The 19095-nt window shown below is 47.9% G+C and carries 22 protein-coding genes; 11 read left to right on the forward strand and 11 right to left on the reverse strand.

Features of this window, described 5'->3' with window-relative positions:
* Positions 1–115: 115 nt before the first annotated feature.
* Positions 116–547 (forward strand): hypothetical protein, encoded by a 432-nt coding sequence (locus K7P01_RS20990; RefSeq protein ID WP_267296543.1) that lies wholly within the window; start codon positions 116–118, stop codon positions 545–547.
* 14 nt (positions 548–561) lie between these two features.
* On the opposite strand, the gene K7P01_RS20995 is transcribed toward K7P01_RS20990, so the two are convergent.
* From K7P01_RS20995 to K7P01_RS21015, 5 genes are all read right to left on the reverse strand, one after another.
* Positions 562–2208 (reverse strand): beta-N-acetylhexosaminidase, encoded by a 1647-nt coding sequence (locus tag K7P01_RS20995; RefSeq protein ID WP_267296544.1) that lies wholly within the window; start codon positions 2206–2208, stop codon positions 562–564.
* Positions 2209–2369: 161 nt separating this feature from the next.
* A complete protein-coding gene (locus tag K7P01_RS21000; RefSeq protein WP_267296545.1) occupies positions 2370–3194 on the reverse strand; it encodes a hypothetical protein in 825 nt (274 codons plus the stop codon).
* Between the two features lie 50 nt (positions 3195–3244).
* Complete coding sequence (locus K7P01_RS21005; protein ID WP_267296546.1) at positions 3245–3736, reverse strand: methyltransferase family protein; 492 nt, start codon at positions 3734–3736, stop codon at positions 3245–3247.
* A gap of 69 nt (positions 3737–3805) precedes the next feature.
* Positions 3806–4633, reverse strand: a complete 828-nt coding sequence (locus K7P01_RS21010) for a helix-turn-helix domain-containing protein (RefSeq protein WP_267296547.1) — start codon at positions 4631–4633, stop codon at positions 3806–3808.
* 289 nt (positions 4634–4922) lie between these two features.
* On the reverse strand, positions 4923–5306 hold the full coding sequence (locus tag K7P01_RS21015; protein ID WP_267296548.1) for a winged helix-turn-helix transcriptional regulator: 384 nt from the start codon (positions 5304–5306) through the stop codon (positions 4923–4925).
* A 104-nt stretch (positions 5307–5410) separates the two neighbouring features.
* Here K7P01_RS21015 and K7P01_RS21020 point away from each other — a divergent pair, with 104 nt between their 5' ends.
* Together K7P01_RS21020 and K7P01_RS21025 are read left to right on the forward strand one after the other, a co-directional pair.
* Positions 5411–6151 (forward strand): SDR family NAD(P)-dependent oxidoreductase, encoded by a 741-nt coding sequence (locus K7P01_RS21020; protein ID WP_267296549.1) that lies wholly within the window; start codon positions 5411–5413, stop codon positions 6149–6151.
* 183 nt (positions 6152–6334) lie between these two features.
* A complete protein-coding gene (locus K7P01_RS21025; RefSeq protein ID WP_267296550.1) occupies positions 6335–6706 on the forward strand; it encodes a DUF2200 domain-containing protein in 372 nt (123 codons plus the stop codon).
* 148 nt (positions 6707–6854) lie between these two features.
* On the opposite strand, the gene K7P01_RS21030 is transcribed toward K7P01_RS21025, so the two are convergent.
* The 3 genes from K7P01_RS21030 to K7P01_RS21040 all read right to left on the reverse strand — a co-directional run bounded on the left by K7P01_RS21030 (position 6855) and on the right by K7P01_RS21040 (position 8762).
* Complete coding sequence (locus tag K7P01_RS21030; protein WP_267296551.1) at positions 6855–7358, reverse strand: SRPBCC family protein; 504 nt, start codon at positions 7356–7358, stop codon at positions 6855–6857.
* Positions 7355–7681 (reverse strand): ArsR/SmtB family transcription factor, encoded by a 327-nt coding sequence (locus K7P01_RS21035; RefSeq protein WP_267296552.1) that lies wholly within the window; start codon positions 7679–7681, stop codon positions 7355–7357. Before K7P01_RS21035 ends, K7P01_RS21030 begins: the two co-directional genes overlap by 4 nt.
* A 154-nt stretch (positions 7682–7835) precedes the next feature.
* Positions 7836–8762, reverse strand: coding sequence for a DUF6268 family outer membrane beta-barrel protein (locus K7P01_RS21040; protein ID WP_267296553.1), 927 nt, complete (start codon positions 8760–8762; stop codon positions 7836–7838).
* 187 nt (positions 8763–8949) lie between these two features.
* On the opposite strand from K7P01_RS21040, the gene K7P01_RS21045 reads away from it, so the two are divergent.
* Complete coding sequence (locus tag K7P01_RS21045) at positions 8950–9915, forward strand: sensor histidine kinase (RefSeq protein WP_267296554.1); 966 nt, start codon at positions 8950–8952, stop codon at positions 9913–9915.
* A 4-nt stretch (positions 9916–9919) separates the two neighbouring features.
* The gene (locus tag K7P01_RS21050) at positions 9920–10618 is read left to right on the forward strand and encodes a LytR/AlgR family response regulator transcription factor (RefSeq protein WP_267296555.1); all 699 of its coding nucleotides are present in this window, start codon (positions 9920–9922) and stop codon (positions 10616–10618) included.
* Positions 10619–10695: 77 nt separating this feature from the next.
* On the opposite strand, the gene K7P01_RS21055 is transcribed toward K7P01_RS21050, so the two are convergent.
* The gene (locus K7P01_RS21055; RefSeq protein WP_267296556.1) at positions 10696–11943 is read right to left on the reverse strand and encodes a M56 family metallopeptidase; all 1248 of its coding nucleotides are present in this window, start codon (positions 11941–11943) and stop codon (positions 10696–10698) included.
* Entirely contained in the window at positions 11943–12323 is a 381-nt protein-coding gene (locus tag K7P01_RS21060; RefSeq protein WP_267296557.1) for a BlaI/MecI/CopY family transcriptional regulator, read from the reverse strand. Before K7P01_RS21060 ends, K7P01_RS21055 begins: the two co-directional genes overlap by 1 nt.
* 171 nt (positions 12324–12494) lie before the next feature.
* On the opposite strand from K7P01_RS21060, the gene xth reads away from it, so the two are divergent.
* Positions 12495–13265, forward strand: a complete 771-nt coding sequence (gene xth / locus K7P01_RS21065) for an exodeoxyribonuclease III (RefSeq protein ID WP_267296558.1) — start codon at positions 12495–12497, stop codon at positions 13263–13265.
* A 20-nt stretch (positions 13266–13285) separates the two neighbouring features.
* Here xth and K7P01_RS21070 read toward each other — a convergent pair whose 3' ends face one another.
* The gene (locus K7P01_RS21070) at positions 13286–13888 is read right to left on the reverse strand and encodes an FMN-dependent NADH-azoreductase (RefSeq protein ID WP_267296559.1); all 603 of its coding nucleotides are present in this window, start codon (positions 13886–13888) and stop codon (positions 13286–13288) included.
* A gap of 140 nt (positions 13889–14028) precedes the next feature.
* Between K7P01_RS21070 and K7P01_RS21075 the strand changes: the two genes are divergently transcribed.
* The 5 genes from K7P01_RS21075 to K7P01_RS21095 all read left to right on the forward strand — a co-directional run bounded on the left by K7P01_RS21075 (position 14029) and on the right by K7P01_RS21095 (position 19076).
* The gene (locus K7P01_RS21075) at positions 14029–14400 is read left to right on the forward strand and encodes a winged helix-turn-helix transcriptional regulator (protein ID WP_267296560.1); all 372 of its coding nucleotides are present in this window, start codon (positions 14029–14031) and stop codon (positions 14398–14400) included.
* A 7-nt stretch (positions 14401–14407) separates the two neighbouring features.
* On the forward strand, positions 14408–14887 hold the full coding sequence (locus K7P01_RS21080; RefSeq protein WP_267296561.1) for a RidA family protein: 480 nt from the start codon (positions 14408–14410) through the stop codon (positions 14885–14887).
* Positions 14888–15166: 279 nt separating this feature from the next.
* Complete coding sequence (locus tag K7P01_RS21085) at positions 15167–17584, forward strand: ABC transporter permease (protein ID WP_267296562.1); 2418 nt, start codon at positions 15167–15169, stop codon at positions 17582–17584.
* 120 nt (positions 17585–17704) lie between these two features.
* A complete protein-coding gene (locus K7P01_RS21090) occupies positions 17705–18250 on the forward strand; it encodes a class I SAM-dependent methyltransferase (RefSeq protein ID WP_267296563.1) in 546 nt (181 codons plus the stop codon).
* A 253-nt stretch (positions 18251–18503) separates the two neighbouring features.
* Positions 18504–19076, forward strand: a complete 573-nt coding sequence (locus K7P01_RS21095; protein ID WP_267296564.1) for a Crp/Fnr family transcriptional regulator — start codon at positions 18504–18506, stop codon at positions 19074–19076.
* Positions 19077–19095 lie beyond the last annotated feature (19 nt).

Consider the following 19095-nt stretch of genomic DNA (forward strand, 5'->3'; position numbering starts at 1 on the left):
ATTTTCTCGGCAACCAGCCGTTTGCAACGGCCTATTGTTACAGAATTCCAGTAATTACGCTTTTTTCGGAATTGAATATAGTTGCCTATCTTCGGATACACCAAATCCATCTGCTATGACAACATCAACTAAACCTGCCACCTGGTTCTGGATCGTTAGCAGTATTGCATTGCTCTGGAATTTATTGGGCGTTATGGCCTATATCATGCACGTTACCATGACTCCGGAAGCGCTCGCTGCATTGCCCGAGCAGGAGCGTGCTTTATACACCAATGTGCCGCTGTGGGCAACGGCGGCGTTTGCCATTGCCGTGTGGGGAAGCACGCTGGCCTGTGTTTTATTGCTGATTCGAAAGAAACTCGCGACGCATGTTTTTGTGATCGCGTTTATCGCGATACTGATTCAAATGGTTCACTCACTTTTTATCAGTAATTCAATTGCGGTATATGGTCCTGGCGGCATGGTTATGCCTCTTATGATCATTGTTATTGGATTGTATATGATTTTGTTTTCCCGGCAGGCAACTTCAAAGGGTTGGCTGCACTGATCAAGCGCAATCATTTAAAGACCTTTTTCCATCCAGGGCACTTTGGGAGATTTATAGTAATCAATTTCCAGGGCGTCGAAACGTGGCGCGTGTTTGCCGAGACGCACTTTGTATTCATCCCAGGATCTGGCTCCAAGGGTCCAGCCTAGCTCGGCATAACCAAGCAGACGGGGAAAGACAAGATATTCTATGTCATCCATGTTGGCGACGGTTTCTGTCCAGAGGGGGGCTTCTACACCCAGCACCTGCCCGGATTCAGCATACGCAGCCGGGTCCCAAATGTAGGCGGAGTCCACTTCGATGTAGGCCGCCCAATGCAGACCAATGCGGGAGGTAGAATCATACTGCATGTCGAGGTATGCTTTCTTCGCGGGCGACATAATGATCTGCGCATTTTTTTCCAGCGCATTCAGCGCATGCTGTTCTTTGTTCCAGTATTGGACAACAACGTTGCTATCGATATCAGCTTGCGCAATTTCTTCCCATCCGATCATTTTCTTGCCGTTGGCTTTCACAATTTCGGTGAAACGGTTTACGAATTTGATATACTCCTCTTTTTTGGTCACGTGCGCTTCGTCGCCGCCGACGTGGAAATACGGGCCGGGGGTAATAGCGGACAGCTCACGAACGACGTCGTTTATAAATTTGAACGTCTCTTCTTTTTCATAGCGAAGCGTACTAAAGCCTACTTCAGTACCGGTATACAACTGGGTGGGTTGCGTCTTTCCATTCAATGCGCCGGGCGTTGACAGGTCGAGCTCGATGCGCCCTTCTTTCGGCACCTGAATGCCACCGTTCAGCTCGCCGTAAGATGCCAGGGCCGAGTTGATGTGGCCGGGCATGTCGATCTCGGGTACGACAGTAATAAAACGCTCGGCCGCATATGCGACAAGCTCCTTATATTGTTCCTGCGTAAAGAATCCGCCTTTTCCGCCGCCTACCTCGGTACTGCCGCCGTGCTCGGTGAGCTTCGGCCATGATTTGATCTCGATGCGCCAGCCCTGGTCATCGCTTAGATGCAGGTGAAGGATGTTCATTTTGTAGAGACTCATGAGGTCGATGTAACGCTTAACATCGTCCATGCCGAAGAAGTGGCGGGCGACGTCTAGCATCGATCCTCGCCACGAGAATTGGGGGCGATCGACGATTTGGCCGGAAGCTATTTCCCAGGAGGTAGTATCAATACCTGGCGTAGCAGCTTTTTCAATCACGGGCGGCAGTAGCTGGCGCAGCGTCTGTGTGGCATAAAACACACCGGCTGGTTTTCCGGTAATCGTCAGGAGGTCGCCTGCTGTCGAGATGCTATAGCCCTCGCGGCCCTGGTTGTGGTCGAAAAGTTTGGTGGTAATGAAGATGCCTGAAGCCGGAGCTTCTTGACTGACCTTTACAGCGATAGTATAACCGGTGCCTTTGTTGAGCACGCCGGCCAGGTATTGCGCTACCGGTTGAAGGCTGTCGTTGGCAATGGTGATGGTGGTGGCGCTGGTTATCAAAAATGCTTTGCCATCGGATTTTGCTTCCACGGAGGGCCTGGGGATGACGTTCTGAAACCTGGAAATGGCGTAGGGGGAAGCTTCTCTTGGCGCCTTTGTGCACGAGGTCACAGAGGCCACCAGCACGATGAAAAAGGATGTAAGTCGTAAGATTTGAAACAGGCTCATAGTGGTATTACGTTCAAACGTTAATGATAATACCATCGCAGCCAGGAATCCAAACCGCCGGCGGATTTTGTTGCGTGTGTTTTAAGACACACTTCGACATGCAGACCTCTTACGCATGCCCTGGAAACATTATTGTAAGCAAGGAGGGAAGATCGTAGATTTCATTGGCAGGCATATTCATACGTCAGACGATACGTGCGTTGGCCGGCTTCGTTCTTATTCGCCACAGTACGCACAAGCGGGAACCCTTGTTCATTGTATTCATATTCTATGGATATCTTCATCGATTCCACTTCGTTAACGATCAACCGATAGCTCGTCGGGTTGTTCTTACTCAAGGCTGTTATAATGGGCCACGAGTCGGAATTGTCCCAATTGAGAGTTAGGAATTTATATCCTTTGACGCCGGCATAGGGCGTCTGATGGTGATCATGCCCATCCACCACAATCACCGTGCTGACGTTAAGCGTGCCCGTAGTTAGTCGGTAAACCATTTTTATGACATTGTCTTGTTCATTGTACGTAATCAACAGCTCCCATTCGTCATCGCCTTGAACGTTCTCCGTTTCCTCGCCGACTCGGACGAGTCTGCCCCTAAAATCGTAATGGAAAAAGTACGTCTTCCAGTTTACCTGCGTTACACTATCCATTGTTACGGAGATAAGTGCGACGTCCGGCAGGGCTGTAAGAAACCCCACGCCATAGTAGGTAGTGAAAGTCATGGGATGCAATTTGTTCACTTCCGCGATAGACATTCCGTTACTGAGTACATTAAGCACATGTGTCATGTAATAGGGATTGTAGCTTTCGATCTTCGTTGGGTTTCCATCGTCATCGTAGCTATAGAGTAAAGAATGTCCGTCGTCAGTCATCTCTTTTTGAATGCGGCAAGCAGCAACAACAACGGCAACCGGACTGGAGTCGTCATCTTTCTGGCAGGCAAACAATGTTAAAAATAAAATGAATAGGGTAAGATAGCGTCGCATCGACATTGTAATTTGGATTGGTTATCGTATAAGAAATTGCCTGGATCTACCTACAGCCATCGCCTGACCTTACTTTTATAGCGGCTGAACTCTTCGCCAAATGCACGTTGGAGGTATTGTTCTTCTTTCCTGATCACATAGGTCTGTACCACGAACATCAGAGGGGCGATCATCAGAAATGTCCAGGAGTTGCCCTTAAAAAATGCGATTGCCGTAAATATTATCAGCAACGCCAGATACATGGGGTTGCGTGTGAAAGCGTATACTCCCGTGGTCTGTAATGACTTTGCCGGTTTAACTGTGATTAAGGTATTTCGTGAGATAGCAAAGCGCCAGAGCGCAGAGAGAAGGAGAAGTAGGCCGACCGCTACGATGCCCCATCGCATAGCATGTGCTGTGCCAGTGTCGAGCCATCCCGAGGGTAGCGGGACAACGCGTTGTAAACCTATGGAAAGGAAGAATGTAGCCACGTAAATCATGGGTGGCGGGAGAAACACACCCGCATGATCCCGCCCCGCAATATGTAATGAGTTGTTTTCCATACTGAAGCAATTATGGAAACAAACGTAGGGTATCGGCCCGGGAACGCCTTAGTAAAAAAACGACATTCGTTATCCTGTCGGAAAATCACTGTACCCGCTCGTCGGTTGAAGATAAAAACGGCTTGGCGGAAACTCGGCAAACTCTTTGAATTCTCGCAGCAAATGGGACGAGTCCGTGTAGCCACATTCTTCGGCAATCTGAGACCAGCTTTTCTGTGGATGATCGTTCTTGATTTTCATCGCGTGTTCAAAGCGCACAATGCGGATAAAAAGTTTCGGCGTGATGCCTATCCGTGTCATAAAATTGCGCTCGAACTGTCGCAGGCTGAGGCAAGCCATGGCGGCCCATTCTTCTTGGGAATGATCAGTCAACGGATTAAGCATCTTCATGGCCACCAGATCGATAGGCTCCTGTGGACGGCATCGGGCATCAAACTTCGCTTCGATAAAAGCACTAATAATCTGTATCATACTTTCATACGAGTCTGCCCCACGGAGTTGATAAAGAATGTCGTGGAGCGACTCGCCCCAAAAACGAGTTGCATCCAGCCCGTTGTTTACCGTCTCTTTCATATTGAGTCCGAGCAGGCGATACGTGCCGGTAGGATGGAAGATCACCTTGACCATCAAGTGGTCTTTTCCGAACAATAGTCCCACTGGTTTGTTCTTCGGTCCGGTGATTACCACGGGAGGAACAGGAACTTCGACGTGTGCTTCGGGAACAATTCGGATCGTATCATTTACATAGAAGTAAAGGCACTGCTCGGTATTCGCAAGGCAGGTAATAAATGGCTCCGGAAGATTCTCCCCGGAATTCCAATCGACCCGGTATATTTCAAGCGCGCGGATCAATCCCGCGAGCGCGGTTGGGGGCATGAACTGCTTGTAGAAACTCATTGGGTCTGGCGGAAGGGTATTCGAATCTATTCCTGGATCCGATTCAACGGATGAAAGGCAGGGTGACGGATGTCATGGCACCCTACAAAAGCAAGTAGCCGCTGCTCTCACAGCGACCACAATCAATATACGACAAATCTCAAATATTGCTTACAAAATTTCTGCGGAGGCTATCTGCCGGGTGATTTCTGTTCCATGGACAATTCCATCGCCTCATAGTTCTACCTCCGGGAGCTGTGTCAGAGGATACGCGTAATTGACTTCGCCCTGCCTGTTTTCCTCGGATGGCTTAGACTTCTGCCAGTTGCTCTGCCGACCGCTGCTCGTTCAACGTGCTGCGCAGACGGCCCCATTCAGCCATCGCGTGTAGCATGGGGCCCATCGTACGTCCAAGCTGAGTGATCTCATACTCGACCCTCGGCGGGACCTCGGGGTATACGACCCTGCGTACAATGCCTTCCCGCTCGAGCTCGCGCAGCTGGGCTACCAGCATGCGTTCAGAAATGCCCTCAATCGATTTTTTTAGTTCACTATAACGCATTGTGCTATCCGCCAACCGACATAAAATAGCGGGTTTCCACCGGCCACCGATTACCCGTAACGCCACGGCCATGCCGCAGGTATCAATGATGCGTTTTTCATTCAAAGCGTTTGTAGAAGTCTGCTTTCTCATTTCTTACTATTTTGTTAGTATCTAACAATCAGATGCTTACTTGCAAAGGTAAAGCTGCTCGAGGTAGGTTTGTGCCATACTTTGAAACACAAACAAAAATGGGAATGAAAAAGTTAGAAAATAAAGTAGCCCTGGTCACCGGCGGTAGCCGTGGTATCGGAGCCGCGACCGTGCGGCGTTTGGCGGCGGAAGGGGCGCGTGTAGCCTTTACCTACACCCGGTCTGCCGAGAAAGCAAATGCGTTGGCCGCAGAAGTCAACACGGCCGGAGGTCGTGCCATCGCTATTGGCGCAGACAACGCCAACGCGCACGATATCATTAACGCCGTGAACAAAACCGTAGCCGAGTTTGGCCGCCTGGACGTATTGGTGAACAACGCCGGCATCTACATTGGTAAAGATTTTCATGAACATACGATGGAGGAATATGATCAGGTAATGACCGTGAACGTCAAGGCGGTATATGTCGCCACGCTGGAAGCTGTAAAACACCTTAAGGCGGGCGGGCGGATCATTACGATTGGCAGCAACATGGCCGACAATGCTATCGGGAACCAAACTACGCTATATACCATGAGCAAGTCGGCCCTGCAAGGCTTTACCCGTGGGCTGGCCCGCGACCTCGGTCCGAAAGGCATATCTGTAACATTGGTGCAACCCGGCCCAACCGAAACCGATATGAACCCAGCCGAAGGCGCGCACGCCGACCATGCACGTAGCCGGATGGCGCTGGGCCATTATGGCAACGCCGAGGACGTTGCCGGCTTGGTATCATACCTGGCAAGTGACGAGGCACGGCAGATCACCGGGTCGTGGGTGACCATTGACGGAGGGTTTAACGCATAACAAAAACAAAGAGCTGCCACCAGCAAGGCAGCTCTTTACCCGTGAGTCTGCTAAGCAGTTGATACAATTCGGCAAACCTTTCATTGCTAATCCTGATCTGCCAGAACGTTTCCGGCAAACACCTGCAGAGGGAGACTCTAAAAGAAGGGTGTCCTGATAATTTGTTTTTAGTAATTTGTGGTTATGAACAGCTCCAACACACACGATCAGCGCATTGCAAAGATGATCTTCGCCTCCGTCTATCCTATGTATGTCGCTAAGGTGGAGAAAAAAGGACGCACAAAAGATGAACTGGATCAGGTCATCAAGTGGTTGACCGGCTTTAGCGATAAAAAGCTCAGGCAGCTTATCGAGGATAAAGTCACCTTTGAGACTTTCTTTCAGCAGGCCACACTGAACCCCCATGCGAGCCTGATCACCGGCGTGATCTGCGGGTATCGCGTGGAAGAAATTACAAATCCGTTGACACAGCAGGCCAGGTATTTAGACAAGCTGGTGGACGAGTTGGCGAAAGGCCGGAAAATGGATAAGATCCTGCGAAATACAAACGGTTAACAGGAAGTGTCCGCATGGCTCGTGGCATACGAAAAGAGGCGATCGTCTCGAATCGCCTCTTCCTTTACGCGTATACCGGCTTTCGGTTAATGTCAGTACCTTCCGAATTTCACACATGGATACTTCTACCAACGGAGCAATTTTCTTCCTATTGTTTTGGTGACAAAGTTGTCAACAGATTTTCCAAATTGATCATGGACGCCTTAAATCCTTCAGTGAAGCCCATTTCAATCATCTTCTCCATGCGGGCAAGGGATTCGTTGTAAATAGTAATATTCACTTTTGTCTTTTCGTCTTGCTCGCTAAAGGTGTAATCCCAATCAGAACCCGGCAACTCAGGGTTCTCGTCTTTGTCTGCAAAAGCATTAAACATTTTGAAATTGGTTTCCGGGCTGATAGAAGTGTATCGCTGAATTGCCCAACGCTCTTGTCCCTCCGGGCTTACCATGGCATAAAATCTTCGCCCGCCAACTTTGAAATCCATAAATTTTGTTCTTGATATCCAGGGTTTAGGCGCTACCCATTGATCCAGGATCTCGGCCTTGGTAAATGCCTCCCACACCAACGATCGGTCAGCATCAAACTCTCTTGTTATGAATACCGTTTTCGCTGCTTTGTCAACAGTAAAATCAAATAGCAAGCTGTTTTTCATTTTCTTTGTTTTTTTAGGGTTAATAATACTTTATCTAATTGATTGAATTGAGTTTCCTGGATGGCCTTGAATTGTTCAACCCATTCACTGATTTCATTCACTTTCTTTGCATTGATGTGATAATAAATCTCTCTTCCCTTTTTTTCTTGTTTTACCAATTCACATTCTGTAAGAATTTGAATGTGTTTGGAGACAGCTTGCCTGCTGGATTGAAATTCTTCCGCGATGGCATTGGGCGTCATTGCCTGGGCTGCAATCAATAATAAAATTGCCCTGCGTGTCGGGTCAGCGATTGCCTGAAAAACATCCCGCCTGGCTTCCATTTGTGTTTATGTGCAATTAAGTAGTTGCAAGTATAAGGGCAATTATTCGGTTGCACAATTCTTTGCTGAAATTTATTTTCAACCTGAGACCTGGAAGGCTCGAATTGTATTCAGGGGAAGCGCTACGGGAGCTGCGGCAGGCAAAGGAACGACATCACATTCCGTACGTTATCCCAACGGAGACAAACGGGCTCGGCGCGAAATGGGGCAGATCATCTTTCCCGAGGTACGAAAAGAAATCCTGAACGGTACGATCGTTAACATACATGTTGCGTGAAGCACTGACTCCCAGCGTCACCGGTATCGAGAAATATTTACCGACCTTGAACTCCGGCGTGACGCCGACTGCATAGTACATGTGCGTAAACATCTCATCTTTATACAGCGCCGACGCGCCAAACACATCGACGTTCATATACAGCTGAAATTTGTCACTGTACTTAATGCCCGCTTTAATCTCGTTGGAGTTCAGCCTGGCGAAGTACTTTCCGCCTTTACCATCGATAGCCCAGTCTACGATAAGCCCGGGATAGACCATGGGAAATCCGAACGTATTATCGAACGCCAGCCCGGCACCTACTTTGAGGTTGGGCGTAATGTTTCTGACAAAGATTACCGCCGCCTCGCCAATCACCTGCCGAATGCCGATGTTTGCCGACGACGTATATACCCCTGCACCGACGGTCGACCAGAGCGTCCACTTTTTATTTAAGGTATGCAGGTAGACCACCCCCAGCCGGTAATTGTAAACGTTCGTCGGAAATCCATGCTCCTCCATGTGCTGATGGTCAAAGCGGGTATGCGAACCGTCGAACCGTATGGCCCAGACGGACTGGATGGGTACCGTGTCTGCGCCGTCCAACAGAGTATCTGTTTTTACGGACAGTGGCAACTGAAGGCCGCCCCGCAGCACATACGCCGATCCTTTTTCGTTTGCGTCGGCCGCGTGGTCGTCTTTATAGTCGGATGGTCCGATCCACGCCGATTTCAGGTAGACTTGTGCCTGTACGTGTTTCAGGCCAGGGGAGGTCATCAGCAAGCAAAACATGATAATCGCCCGGATTAAAAAATTTGTTTTCATAATCTGTTTCTTTGAGTGAAAATACGGGCTGCCTTTCGGTCGGGATTTTTATTTTTGATCAACTGTCGGGATTTGTTGACGGACCGTGTCTCTTCCCTGGAATTATCTGGCGTACTTTGTCGGGCATATGGTGACATCTAGAGATAAGCTAACGTGGTTCTTTTGGGTATTCCTTTTCCTAACGGTGATGTTACAGCTTTTAGCCAACAAGGGAATCCCGTTCACTACCGCATCGGGCTATGCCGGATGTCTGGTTATTACCTTCAGGATATACCTGCGATACACCTCTACAAAAAAGGTGAAGCGCTTTCTCGCACGTTTGAACATGGCGACCATGCTCGTCGTGATCGGGGCTTTTTGTCTGAGTGTAACGTTGCTGCTGCTGGCAGAAGGGTATTGCATCGTTCAGCTCACCGTGCCGGACAGTGTTGCAGGGCTCATTATCGAAGACTGGCGGTCCGCTTTTTTTGGTTTGTTTATGGCCAGCGTTTTCATCTCGGGGTTGAGCTACTCGTTTGAAAAATACAAAGACTACCTGGTACAGGAGAAGGAGCTGGAGAGGCTCAAACGAAAATCGCTGGAAATGGAGATCAGTCTTCTGCGGAGCCAGCTGAGCCCGCATTTTACGTTTAACACACTGAACAACCTGCAGTTCCTGATCCGCAAGGACAAAGACGAAGCGCTGCGGTTGTTGGAACGTTATAGCAAGGTCTTGCGCTACTATGTGTACGAGTCGCAGAAGGAACGGATCCCCCTTGATCGGGAGGTGGCTTTTCTGAAAGAATATTTCGATCTGGAGATAGACCGGCACGTAGCAGACTTGCAAATCTCTTGCCACTGGAACATGCCGTCGGGCAACGTTCACATTGCGCCCTTTATCCTGTCTGCCTTCGTTGAAAATGCCTTCAAGCATGTACTGCCGAATCGGGACAACGCGTATTTTATACGGCAGTCCTGCGAGCTGAACGCACACGGCGAGCTGGTGTTTGAGATTGCGAATACGTTCGATGAAAGCGAAACAGCCGGCAGGCCCAGGGGAGTGGGGCTGAAGCACGTACAGGAACGGCTGGCCCTGGCTTACCCAGGCCGATACCAGCTTACACTCACCCATGAAAACGAGCTGTTTGTGGCCAGGATTGAACTGAAATTATAAAAGGATGATACGGTGCATCGTTATAGATGATGAACGGATAGCCCGCGACGGCTTGCTGGAGTTTATCAAGACGTTCGACTTTCTCGAATGTATAGGCGACTATTCCAATCCGCTCCAGGCCGTCGATTTGATCCGGAATAAGCAGGTGGACCTGGTATTCCTGGACATCGAGATGCCACGGATGAAGGGTATCCCGTTTGCCGAGATGGTTAACAATAATGCTACGATGATCGTCTTTACCACGGCGTATCCTGAATATGCGTTGAAAGGGTATAAAGTAAATGCGATCGACTATCTGTTGAAGCCCATTTTTTTTGATGATTTTAAACGCGCGGTAGTAAAAGCCAGGGACCTGTTCAATATGCGGTTTCCTGCAAGCGACGGTCCCCAATTTGTTTTCTTTCGGGAAGATGGTGTCGACCACCGGGTCATTATCGACGACATCGTTTATATCAGCGGCCTGCAAAACTACGTACAGGTGCACCTCGTGGATAAGCGTAGCATTGTCGTTCACAAAACGCTCAAGAGCATGCAGGAGATGTTGCCGGAGGAGAAGTTCATCCAGCCACACCGATCATACCTTGTGCAAAAACGGTATATCCGCGCGATCGACGGCCTTACCGTGATGGTCCATGACACTTCATTGCCGATTGCACGGGAGCGTAAGCAGGTACTCCTGGACCTGATCACAAAGAACGAATGATTATCAACGGAAGCGGATAACCCAAGCGTTAAACTTCGGTTATCCGCTTTTTCTGTTTTTCAATGCCTCGGATCCGTTTATGTCGTTTCTAACGTAAACTTAATGGGGAGCGTCAAAACACAGCTGACAGGTTTTCCATTTTTCTGCGCAGGAATGAACGCACCCAGGCCTTCAACAGCCTGAACCGCCGCCGCCTTCAGCGCATCATCGATTCCTTTTGCTTCTTCTGTTGTTTGGTGATACCCCACAACCACCATTTCCTTCAGCAGATATCCATCCTTTCGCATCTCTGCCCGGATGTTCTCGACATGACCCTTTTCGTTAACCGTGAAAGAGACCTGTACTAAACCCGAACGGTTCTCGTGGCGGGCCGTGGCGGGGTACATGATTCGCTTCGTAAGAATTTGATACATCGCCGCTTCACCTTGTTTGTAGGTTGCGATCTTATCAAATGGCTGTTCTTCGGTCCGACCCGAGAAAGCGCCGAGGAATACGATTACAGACATCAACGCTAAATAAAGAGAAACTCTCCAATAGCTGTGTTGGGGGTTTGTTCTTGCTTTTGTCATCATATTAAATCGTTTAATTAAACTGGTTTTGCTACTCAGATGATTACCGAATTCTATCGGTACGCCCGTTCTTGCCTTAAACAATATGTACTGATAGTCCTCCCGGTCGATCCCATTCTCCAACACGCGCTCGTCCGCGTAATACTCATGCTCCGCCTTGATATCCCGCCTGAAAAGCCACGCCACAGGATTAAACCAAAACAGCACGGTCACAACCTCCAGGAATATATTATCGACGGAATGATATTGATCGCGATGAACCCGCTCATGCAACAGCATCGTCGCCCTTACAGTGTCATCCATATTCTCTTTTCCCATAAACAAAATGTTGAAAAAAGTAAACGGAGATACAGGCTGTTGAAGGTCGACAACCGTAAATCCCCACTGGTGCCGTCTGGGCGAATGCATATAAAGCCTCAGTAAAGCCGCCAGCCCGAAGACACAACGGAATAAACATACACCTGCTCCCAGTATATAGAGAGCTAAAACAATATCGATGGTACTCGCCGATAGTGCAGACGAAACAGTTTCCTGAAAATCGGCTGTACCGCTGGTCACCACCGAGAACATACCCGGAAACCGACCCGCTTGCGAGACATGTTTAAATTGTATAAAAGGAATGGCGATCGAGAAAACTATACAGGCTAATCCAATAAATCTATTCAACTGGTGATTGCGCTCATACCGAAGCATTACTCCGTACAAAGCATAGAGTACGACCAATGAAAAGCCGGACTTCCATAAATAACTTTCCATCACTTTTTCTTTTTTTGTTCGATCTGTTTCCGAAAATGCTCCATAAGCTCCTGCATATCTTTGGTGCTGAGGTTTTCCGCACTGCTGAACTCCGACACCATATTCTTGAATGAGCTCGAGAAATAGTTTTCCACCAGAGATTTCACGGACTGAGTAGTGTAGTCCTTTCGCGCTACCAGCGGATAATATTCATGGGAATTCGCGACAGGCGTTCTTCCCACAAACCCTTTCTTTTCCAGAATCTTGAATATGGTCGCCACCGTTGTATAGGCAGGCTTGGGGTCTTCGTATTCGTTAACAATATCCCGGAGCAGGCCCTTCTCGATCGACCAAAGGATCTTCATAGCCTTTTCTTCCGCTTTGGTAAGGTTTAAATCCATCGCGCTATTTTTTGTTGATGTATTCAAAACTACTAAATAATTAGTAGATCTACTATCTTCTTAGTAGTTTATTTCTTCGTCCGCGATAAAACACGGCAGAGGGCCGTAAACTTTTGGTGGGCGGTAGTATTTATGCACAGCAGCTCATTATTTTAGAGCAGCGCTTAAATAATGAAGATCGCCACCTATAACATCAACGGTATCAACGGACGACTTCCCGTTTTGCTGCGCTGGTTGAGTGAAGCAAAGCCAGACGTTGTATGCCTGCAGGAGCTAAAGACGCCTGAGGGACAATTCCCCATAGCGGCGATCAACGCCGCCGGGTATCAGGCCATCTGGCATGGACAAAAATCCTGGAATGGCGTAGCCATTCTTTCCCGTAAACTACCTATTCAGGAACTGGGCCGGGCTTTGCCCGGTGACCCTGCGGACGAACACAGCCGATACATAGAGGCGATTGTGGGCAAGATGGTGATCGCATGCCTCTATCTGCCCAACGGCAACCCTTACCCGGGACCAAAATTCGACTACAAGCTCAAATGGATGAAACGACTCTCCGCGCATGCCAGGAAGCTGCTGGCACACGACGTACCCGTTGCGCTGGTGGGCGATTTCAACGTGATGCCGACGGAGCTGGATGTCTACAAACCGGAGAAGTACCTCAACAACGCTCTGTTCCGCAAAGAAGCCCGGGCTGCATACGCCCGCCTGCTGAAGCAGGGTTGGGTGGATGCTGCCCGTCACCTGCACCCGGATGAACGAATCTACACCTTCTGGGATTACTTGTACAAGGCCTGGGAACGCAATGCAGGCCTCAGACTGGATCATTTCCTCGTAAGCCCGCACCTGGTACCCAGGCTTCGTAAAGCTGGCGTAGATACCGCCGTAAGGGGCTGGGACAAAGCCAGTGACCATGCCCCGGCGTGGATCATCCTCAAATAGCCCGGGGATATCCGGCCGTATTAGTCGATGTGTATACTTTCGATCCCTTTTGTCAGGGCATACTCCTTAACACGCGGAACCTTGACGCCTTCTGCACGAAAAACTGTCAGGTCCGTCATGCCTAAAAAACCTAGAAAAGCTTTCAGATAGGGCGCTACAAAATCGTTCGCTTTTGCGGGGCCGTCGGAATAGATGCCGCCCGAAGACGTAGCGACATAGACCTTTTTACCAGTAACCATGCCAATAGGGCCGTTCTCGCCATAGCCAAAGGTTATTCCTGCCCTTGTGATATGGTCGATCCAGGATTTCAGCGCGGTGTGTATGGTGAAGTTGTAAAGGGGCGCACCGATGACAATGATATCAGCGGCCATCAGCTGCCTGACCATGCTATCGGAAAATTGGATAGATTCTTTGTCCTCGGCCGTAAGTTGATCTCCGGGGACAAAGAACGTCCGCAGGACAGCAGGTGTTAAATGCGGGATGTTTAATTCAACCAGATTAACTTCCTCCAGCGTACTGCCCGGATACTTTTCGATTACCTTTTCGACGATAGCCTTGCCAAGCTTGATGCTGTAAGACTCATTATTCTGGATGCTCGACATGATGTGAAGTATACGTTTCATGGGATTTTTATTTAAGTACTACTTTTGACAGCGGGTGTGTTTCGCTTTTGTCTGTACAAAAGTAGCTGCACGGGCGATCGGAAAAACGGGACTTACATAAAGGAAAGCGGTTACTTTTAGGAAAGTGCTTATCTTTGGGTATGACAATGATGATAAAGGATACGCTTCCCGACAAAGCAGAATGTGCCAGTTCGCTCAGGAATGTCGTGGACGCACTATACGTTCTCAATGGTAAGTGGAAACTTCCTGTTGTCCTCAATCTGATGCACTCCCCCAAGCGCTTTAATGAATTACAAAACGAGCTCAGGGGTATATCTCCGAAAGTTCTGGCGAGCGAGCTAAAACATCTCGACCTGAATGGGTTTATTAAACGTAATGTGTCTGCCGGTTCGCCGGAAACCATCGTTTATGAAGTAACAGAATACAGCTGGACATTAAAGAATGTACTGCGTGAGCTCAGTGCCTGGGGCGGCCAACATCGGGAGAAAATCAAACAAAGCATGCGGGAGTGACCCTGCCATGATCAATAGAAATAATACCATCATGCGAAATAATGGCTTTATAAAATACATACTGGTGCTTACGCTAACGCTGGTGAGCACAGCGTTAACGGCACAGAACAATGGTATTGCAAAGGACAAGTGGCACTGGGGTAATACGATCCGGCAGGATACAACCGCCGGATACGTGCAGGTAATAAAGGTGGACAACATCCTGTACATTTCGGGAGCCGTTGCAACCGACGTGACCCCCGAGGGGATCACAAGTGTTTATCGTGCATTGGAGCAATCGTTAAAGAGTTTCGGCGCGACATTTCAAAATGTGGTCAAAGAAAATTTATATACAACGGACATAGACGCGATGAAGAAATTCAATCATGCGCGAAAAGTGTTTTACAAAAATGATTTTCCGGCAGCGACCTGGGTTCAGGTCTCACGATTGTATATGCCCGAGGCCAGGTTAGAGGTTGAATTGGTCGCACATCTCCCGAAGAAGTGACCGTAACTAGTACTACTTTGTCATTGTAAGTTTAGGTGAAATCAAGTAGTTGGTTATTGTTTGTTGCTAACGGCTATGAGACATTGGTTGGCGTCAAGGCCAGCCTGTCTTCGTACTTACAGCACTTCCAAAGTGTAAGGTACCATGCCCGCTACCGAACACCAAACCTCACAACCGAACGGTAAATCTTCAAAATACCTTAATAAACCTCAGTAATTGCAAGGTGTACACACTGGCTCGAAAATGGCAAAGGCATCGGAACCCTTAACCTGACGACTTATGATTATCAATTATTTAAAGATCTCGCTTCGCAATCTGCTCAAGAACAAATATTACAGTCTCATCAACATTCTGGGGCTTGCTTTGGGTATCACATGCGTGTTCCTCATCATCCAATATCTTAGCAGAGAGCTTGCGTACGATAAATTTCATGAAGGTTCAGAAAATATCTATCGCGTTATCTGGGAAAACGATAATCCACAAACACGAACGCCTCATCCGCTCGCACAGGCGATGGTGCACGACTTTCCTGAAGTAGAAAATGCCGTAAGTCTTTCCCCTCTCTGGGGCCCTGGCCTTACACGCGAAACGTTCTCCATCCGCAACCCACAGAAAAATATTCAATACGATGAAACCGGTGTGCTCGCAGTTGATACCACATTCTTCAAAGTTTTTTCATTTCCGATCGTAAAAGGTGATCCCGACAAGGCACTGAAAAAAATGGGGGGCTTGCTGATATCCGAAAAAGCCGCATACAAATACTTCGGTGATGAAAGTCCTATTGGGAAATTTCTCTCGGTCAATGACGACAAAACGCTTATCGAAGTAGTAGCGGTATTCAAAGACGTTCCGGAGCTTTCGCATTTTCATTTCGACTTCCTCGTTTCCTATGTCCTTGAAAAAGCACTCGAAGACCCGCAAAGTCAGTACTACACCTGGGCAGATTTCGGACACTATAATTATGTAAGACTGAAACCAGGAGCAGATGCAAAAAAACTTGAAAGCCAGTTAATGCCCTGGCTCAAAAATTATGTGGATTGGTCACCTGAAGATTTCAAATACTTTGAGGACAATCATAGTGGACTGAAACTTCAACCTATTACTGATATTCACCTCAAATCAAATGTTCGCTGGGAACTGGAGGGCAACGGCAACATCGATTATGTTTATATGATGATTGCTGCTGCTATTCTGATTCTTGTCATCGCGTGCATCAACTTCATTAATCTTACGACCGCACAATCAGCAGAGCGCGCAAAAGAGATTGGTATACGCAAATCACTTGGCGCTTTAAAAAGACAACTCATCATTCAGTTCACGGGTGAATCTGTGCTGGTGGCTTTGGCAGCGATGCTGGTGTCGCTTGCGATGATTCAGACACTGGTTCCAATGTTCAACTTTATCACGGAAAGTGCAGTTCAGTTTTCGATGATCTCATTGATCGCGATTTTGGCAGCGATCGGAATAGTGGTTGGACTTGTTGCCGGTATTTATCCGTCACTTTACTTATCGTCGGTAAAACCAACCGCCGTGCTGAAAGGCAAATTTCTGCAAAGTCCAAAGGGAACTTCAGTACGCAAGGCCTTTACTGTTTTTCAGTTCAGTGCATCGATGGTACTGATTTGTGTTGCAGTCGTAATCTTCAATCAGCTTCAGGCAGTTCAAAACAGATCTGTTGGTTTTAGCAAAGAAGAAGTGATCGTAATACCCGTAAAGAATCAGGATGCATGGAGAGATCGCTTCGCAGAGGTGGAGACAGAACTCAGGCAACTTGCCGGTGTGAAAGAAGTTTCAGCAGCATCGAACATTCCGGGTCGATCATTCAATCAAAATGAAATTTTTGAATCGACTCATCCTGAAAATGACATTGATGTTTCTGAGCTCGTCGTTGATCACGATTTTCTTAAAGTATTAAACATTTCGCTGGCGGAAGGACGTGATTTCCTACGGGAGAATCCTGCGGATGCAGACAATGCATTTCTGATTAACGAAACTACTGCGCGCAATCTTCAGCTCGATCAGCCGATTGGAAAGCAAATTACCTGGGAACGAGATGGCGATGCCCTGAAGGCTACTGTGATCGGCGTTGTGAAAGATTTCAATTTTCAATCCCTGCATCACACAGTGAAACCACTGTTGATCAAATTGGGAAATAATGGTTTCAATTACATCGTTCTAAAACTCAACACCAATGATTTCAACAAAACGATTAAGAAAATAGAAGGAACCTGGAAAAAATTCGACAACAGGTTTACGTTCGAATTCTTTTTCCTGGCTGATAATCTTAACCAACAATATCGCAATGAGCAAAATATCAATCGCGTTATCATTACATTCTCCGGAGTAGCTATTTTGATTGCTTGCTTTGGACTGCTGGGAATCGCAGCGCTCACATTCCGCAACAGGACTAAAGAAATCAGTGTAAGAAAAGTTCTCGGTGCTGAATTCGGTAATCTCGTGGTTTTGTTACTTAAAGATTTTACTATTCTGATTTTGATTGCCGTAATCATCGCTACACCGGTTGTAATCTGGATCATGCAAAACTGGCTTGAGAATTTTGCTTATCGCGTTACGTTAAATCCAATCATTTTCATTGGCGCGGGAATGTTTTTGATTTTACTATCGTGGATTACATTAGGCTACCTAACGCTGACAATGACAAGAATCAACCCAGCCACTACGTTGAAGAGTGAGTAGTCTTTAAGGTGATATAGAACTGGCTAGGGGAGAGCCTCCTGATAACGTCAGTAGAAATAGTTCCTCGTGCTTTCGGTTATGGACAAATCAAATGGATACGAATCAATAGCCGCGACGTTTATGAAATACCGGGGACAGAGCGTCTCCGGTATTGGAACATCCGCCATCCGCCAATGGGCCGGGGCACTGCCTCCAGGCGCTGCCGTATTGGACCTGGGGTGTGGAACAGGACTCCCGGTCACCCATGTGTTGGTGGAGGAAAGCCTGACCGCTTACGGAATCGACGCATCGCCTACATTGGTAGCGGCTTTTCGACAAAACTTTCCAGGTACTCCCGTTGCTTGCGAGGCAGCCGAGGAATCAGCGTTCTTCAACCGGCAGTTTGATGCCGTCATCGCCGTGGGGCTGTTGTTTCTTCTGCCGGCGCACGTGCAGGAAATGCTTATCCGAAAAGTAAGTCACGGGCTGAATCGCGGCGGAAAATTCCTGTTCACGTCTCCGGCTGTAAAAACGGACTGGGTCGATATACTCACAGGGCAAAGCTCCACATCGCCTGGTGCGGCAATGTATCAGACCTGGTTGTCCGCCGCGGGATTAACCCTACGCGAGGAATTTGAGGATGAAGGCAATAATCATTACTACCATGCCGTTAAACACGAAGAGTAACTATACAAATTCTTTACAGTGAGAATACGGCTGACAATTAGAGACGATCGAAGGTTTCAGTAGTTTTTCGGTGGAATTTCATACTCCGCGCCTCCGTTGTTGACGATCTATAGCGTAAATTATCGCGCCGAATGCGAATGAATTCCGAATTTATTGAGCGGCGCCCCGGCTTTGTCAGAAAGCTGAATATCAAAACTTTTCAGGTATTGTATTTGGCCGGTTATTCCGTTCTTTTGTAAGAAAGAAGCTGGTAATGTTTGAAGTTTTTGCGCAATATCTAAGAAAGAATGCCCTCCTTACCGACACCGAAATAGAACAATTCCATGCCCGGGCTGCAGTTAAAAAGCTTCGTAAACGGCAATATTTGCTACAGGAAGGTGATGTTTGCCACCACAATTGTTTTGTCGCTGCAGGCTGTCTGCGTTTGTACCGCGTAGGGGATCGCGGCACCGAACATATTTTAAAGTTTGCCGTAGAGAACTGGTGGATAGGGGACTACGAAAGTTATAATGCAGGCACGCCGGCAAAGAACAACATCGATGCGTTGGAAGACAGTGAATTAATCCTGATTAAAAAGACCGATCTGGATGAGTTGGTGAGCACGATCCCGAACTTTCGGAATTTCAAGGAAAGACTGGATACCAGAAGCTTTGATGCAAGTCAAAATCGTATCCTAAGTAGTATCAGTGATAGCGCGGAAAAGCGTTACGAAAATTTCGTTAAAACATATCCGAATGTTTTTAACCGCGTACTGCTTCACATGATTGCATCCTACCTGGGTGTGACACGAGAAACCTTAAGCCGGGTCAGAAACAACTATGCGTAATCCGAAAACGCATTGATAA

The sequence above is a fragment of the Parachryseolinea silvisoli genome (assembly GCF_021190955.1).
Lineage (GTDB): Bacteria > Bacteroidota > Bacteroidia > Cytophagales > Cyclobacteriaceae > Ohtaekwangia > Ohtaekwangia silvisoli.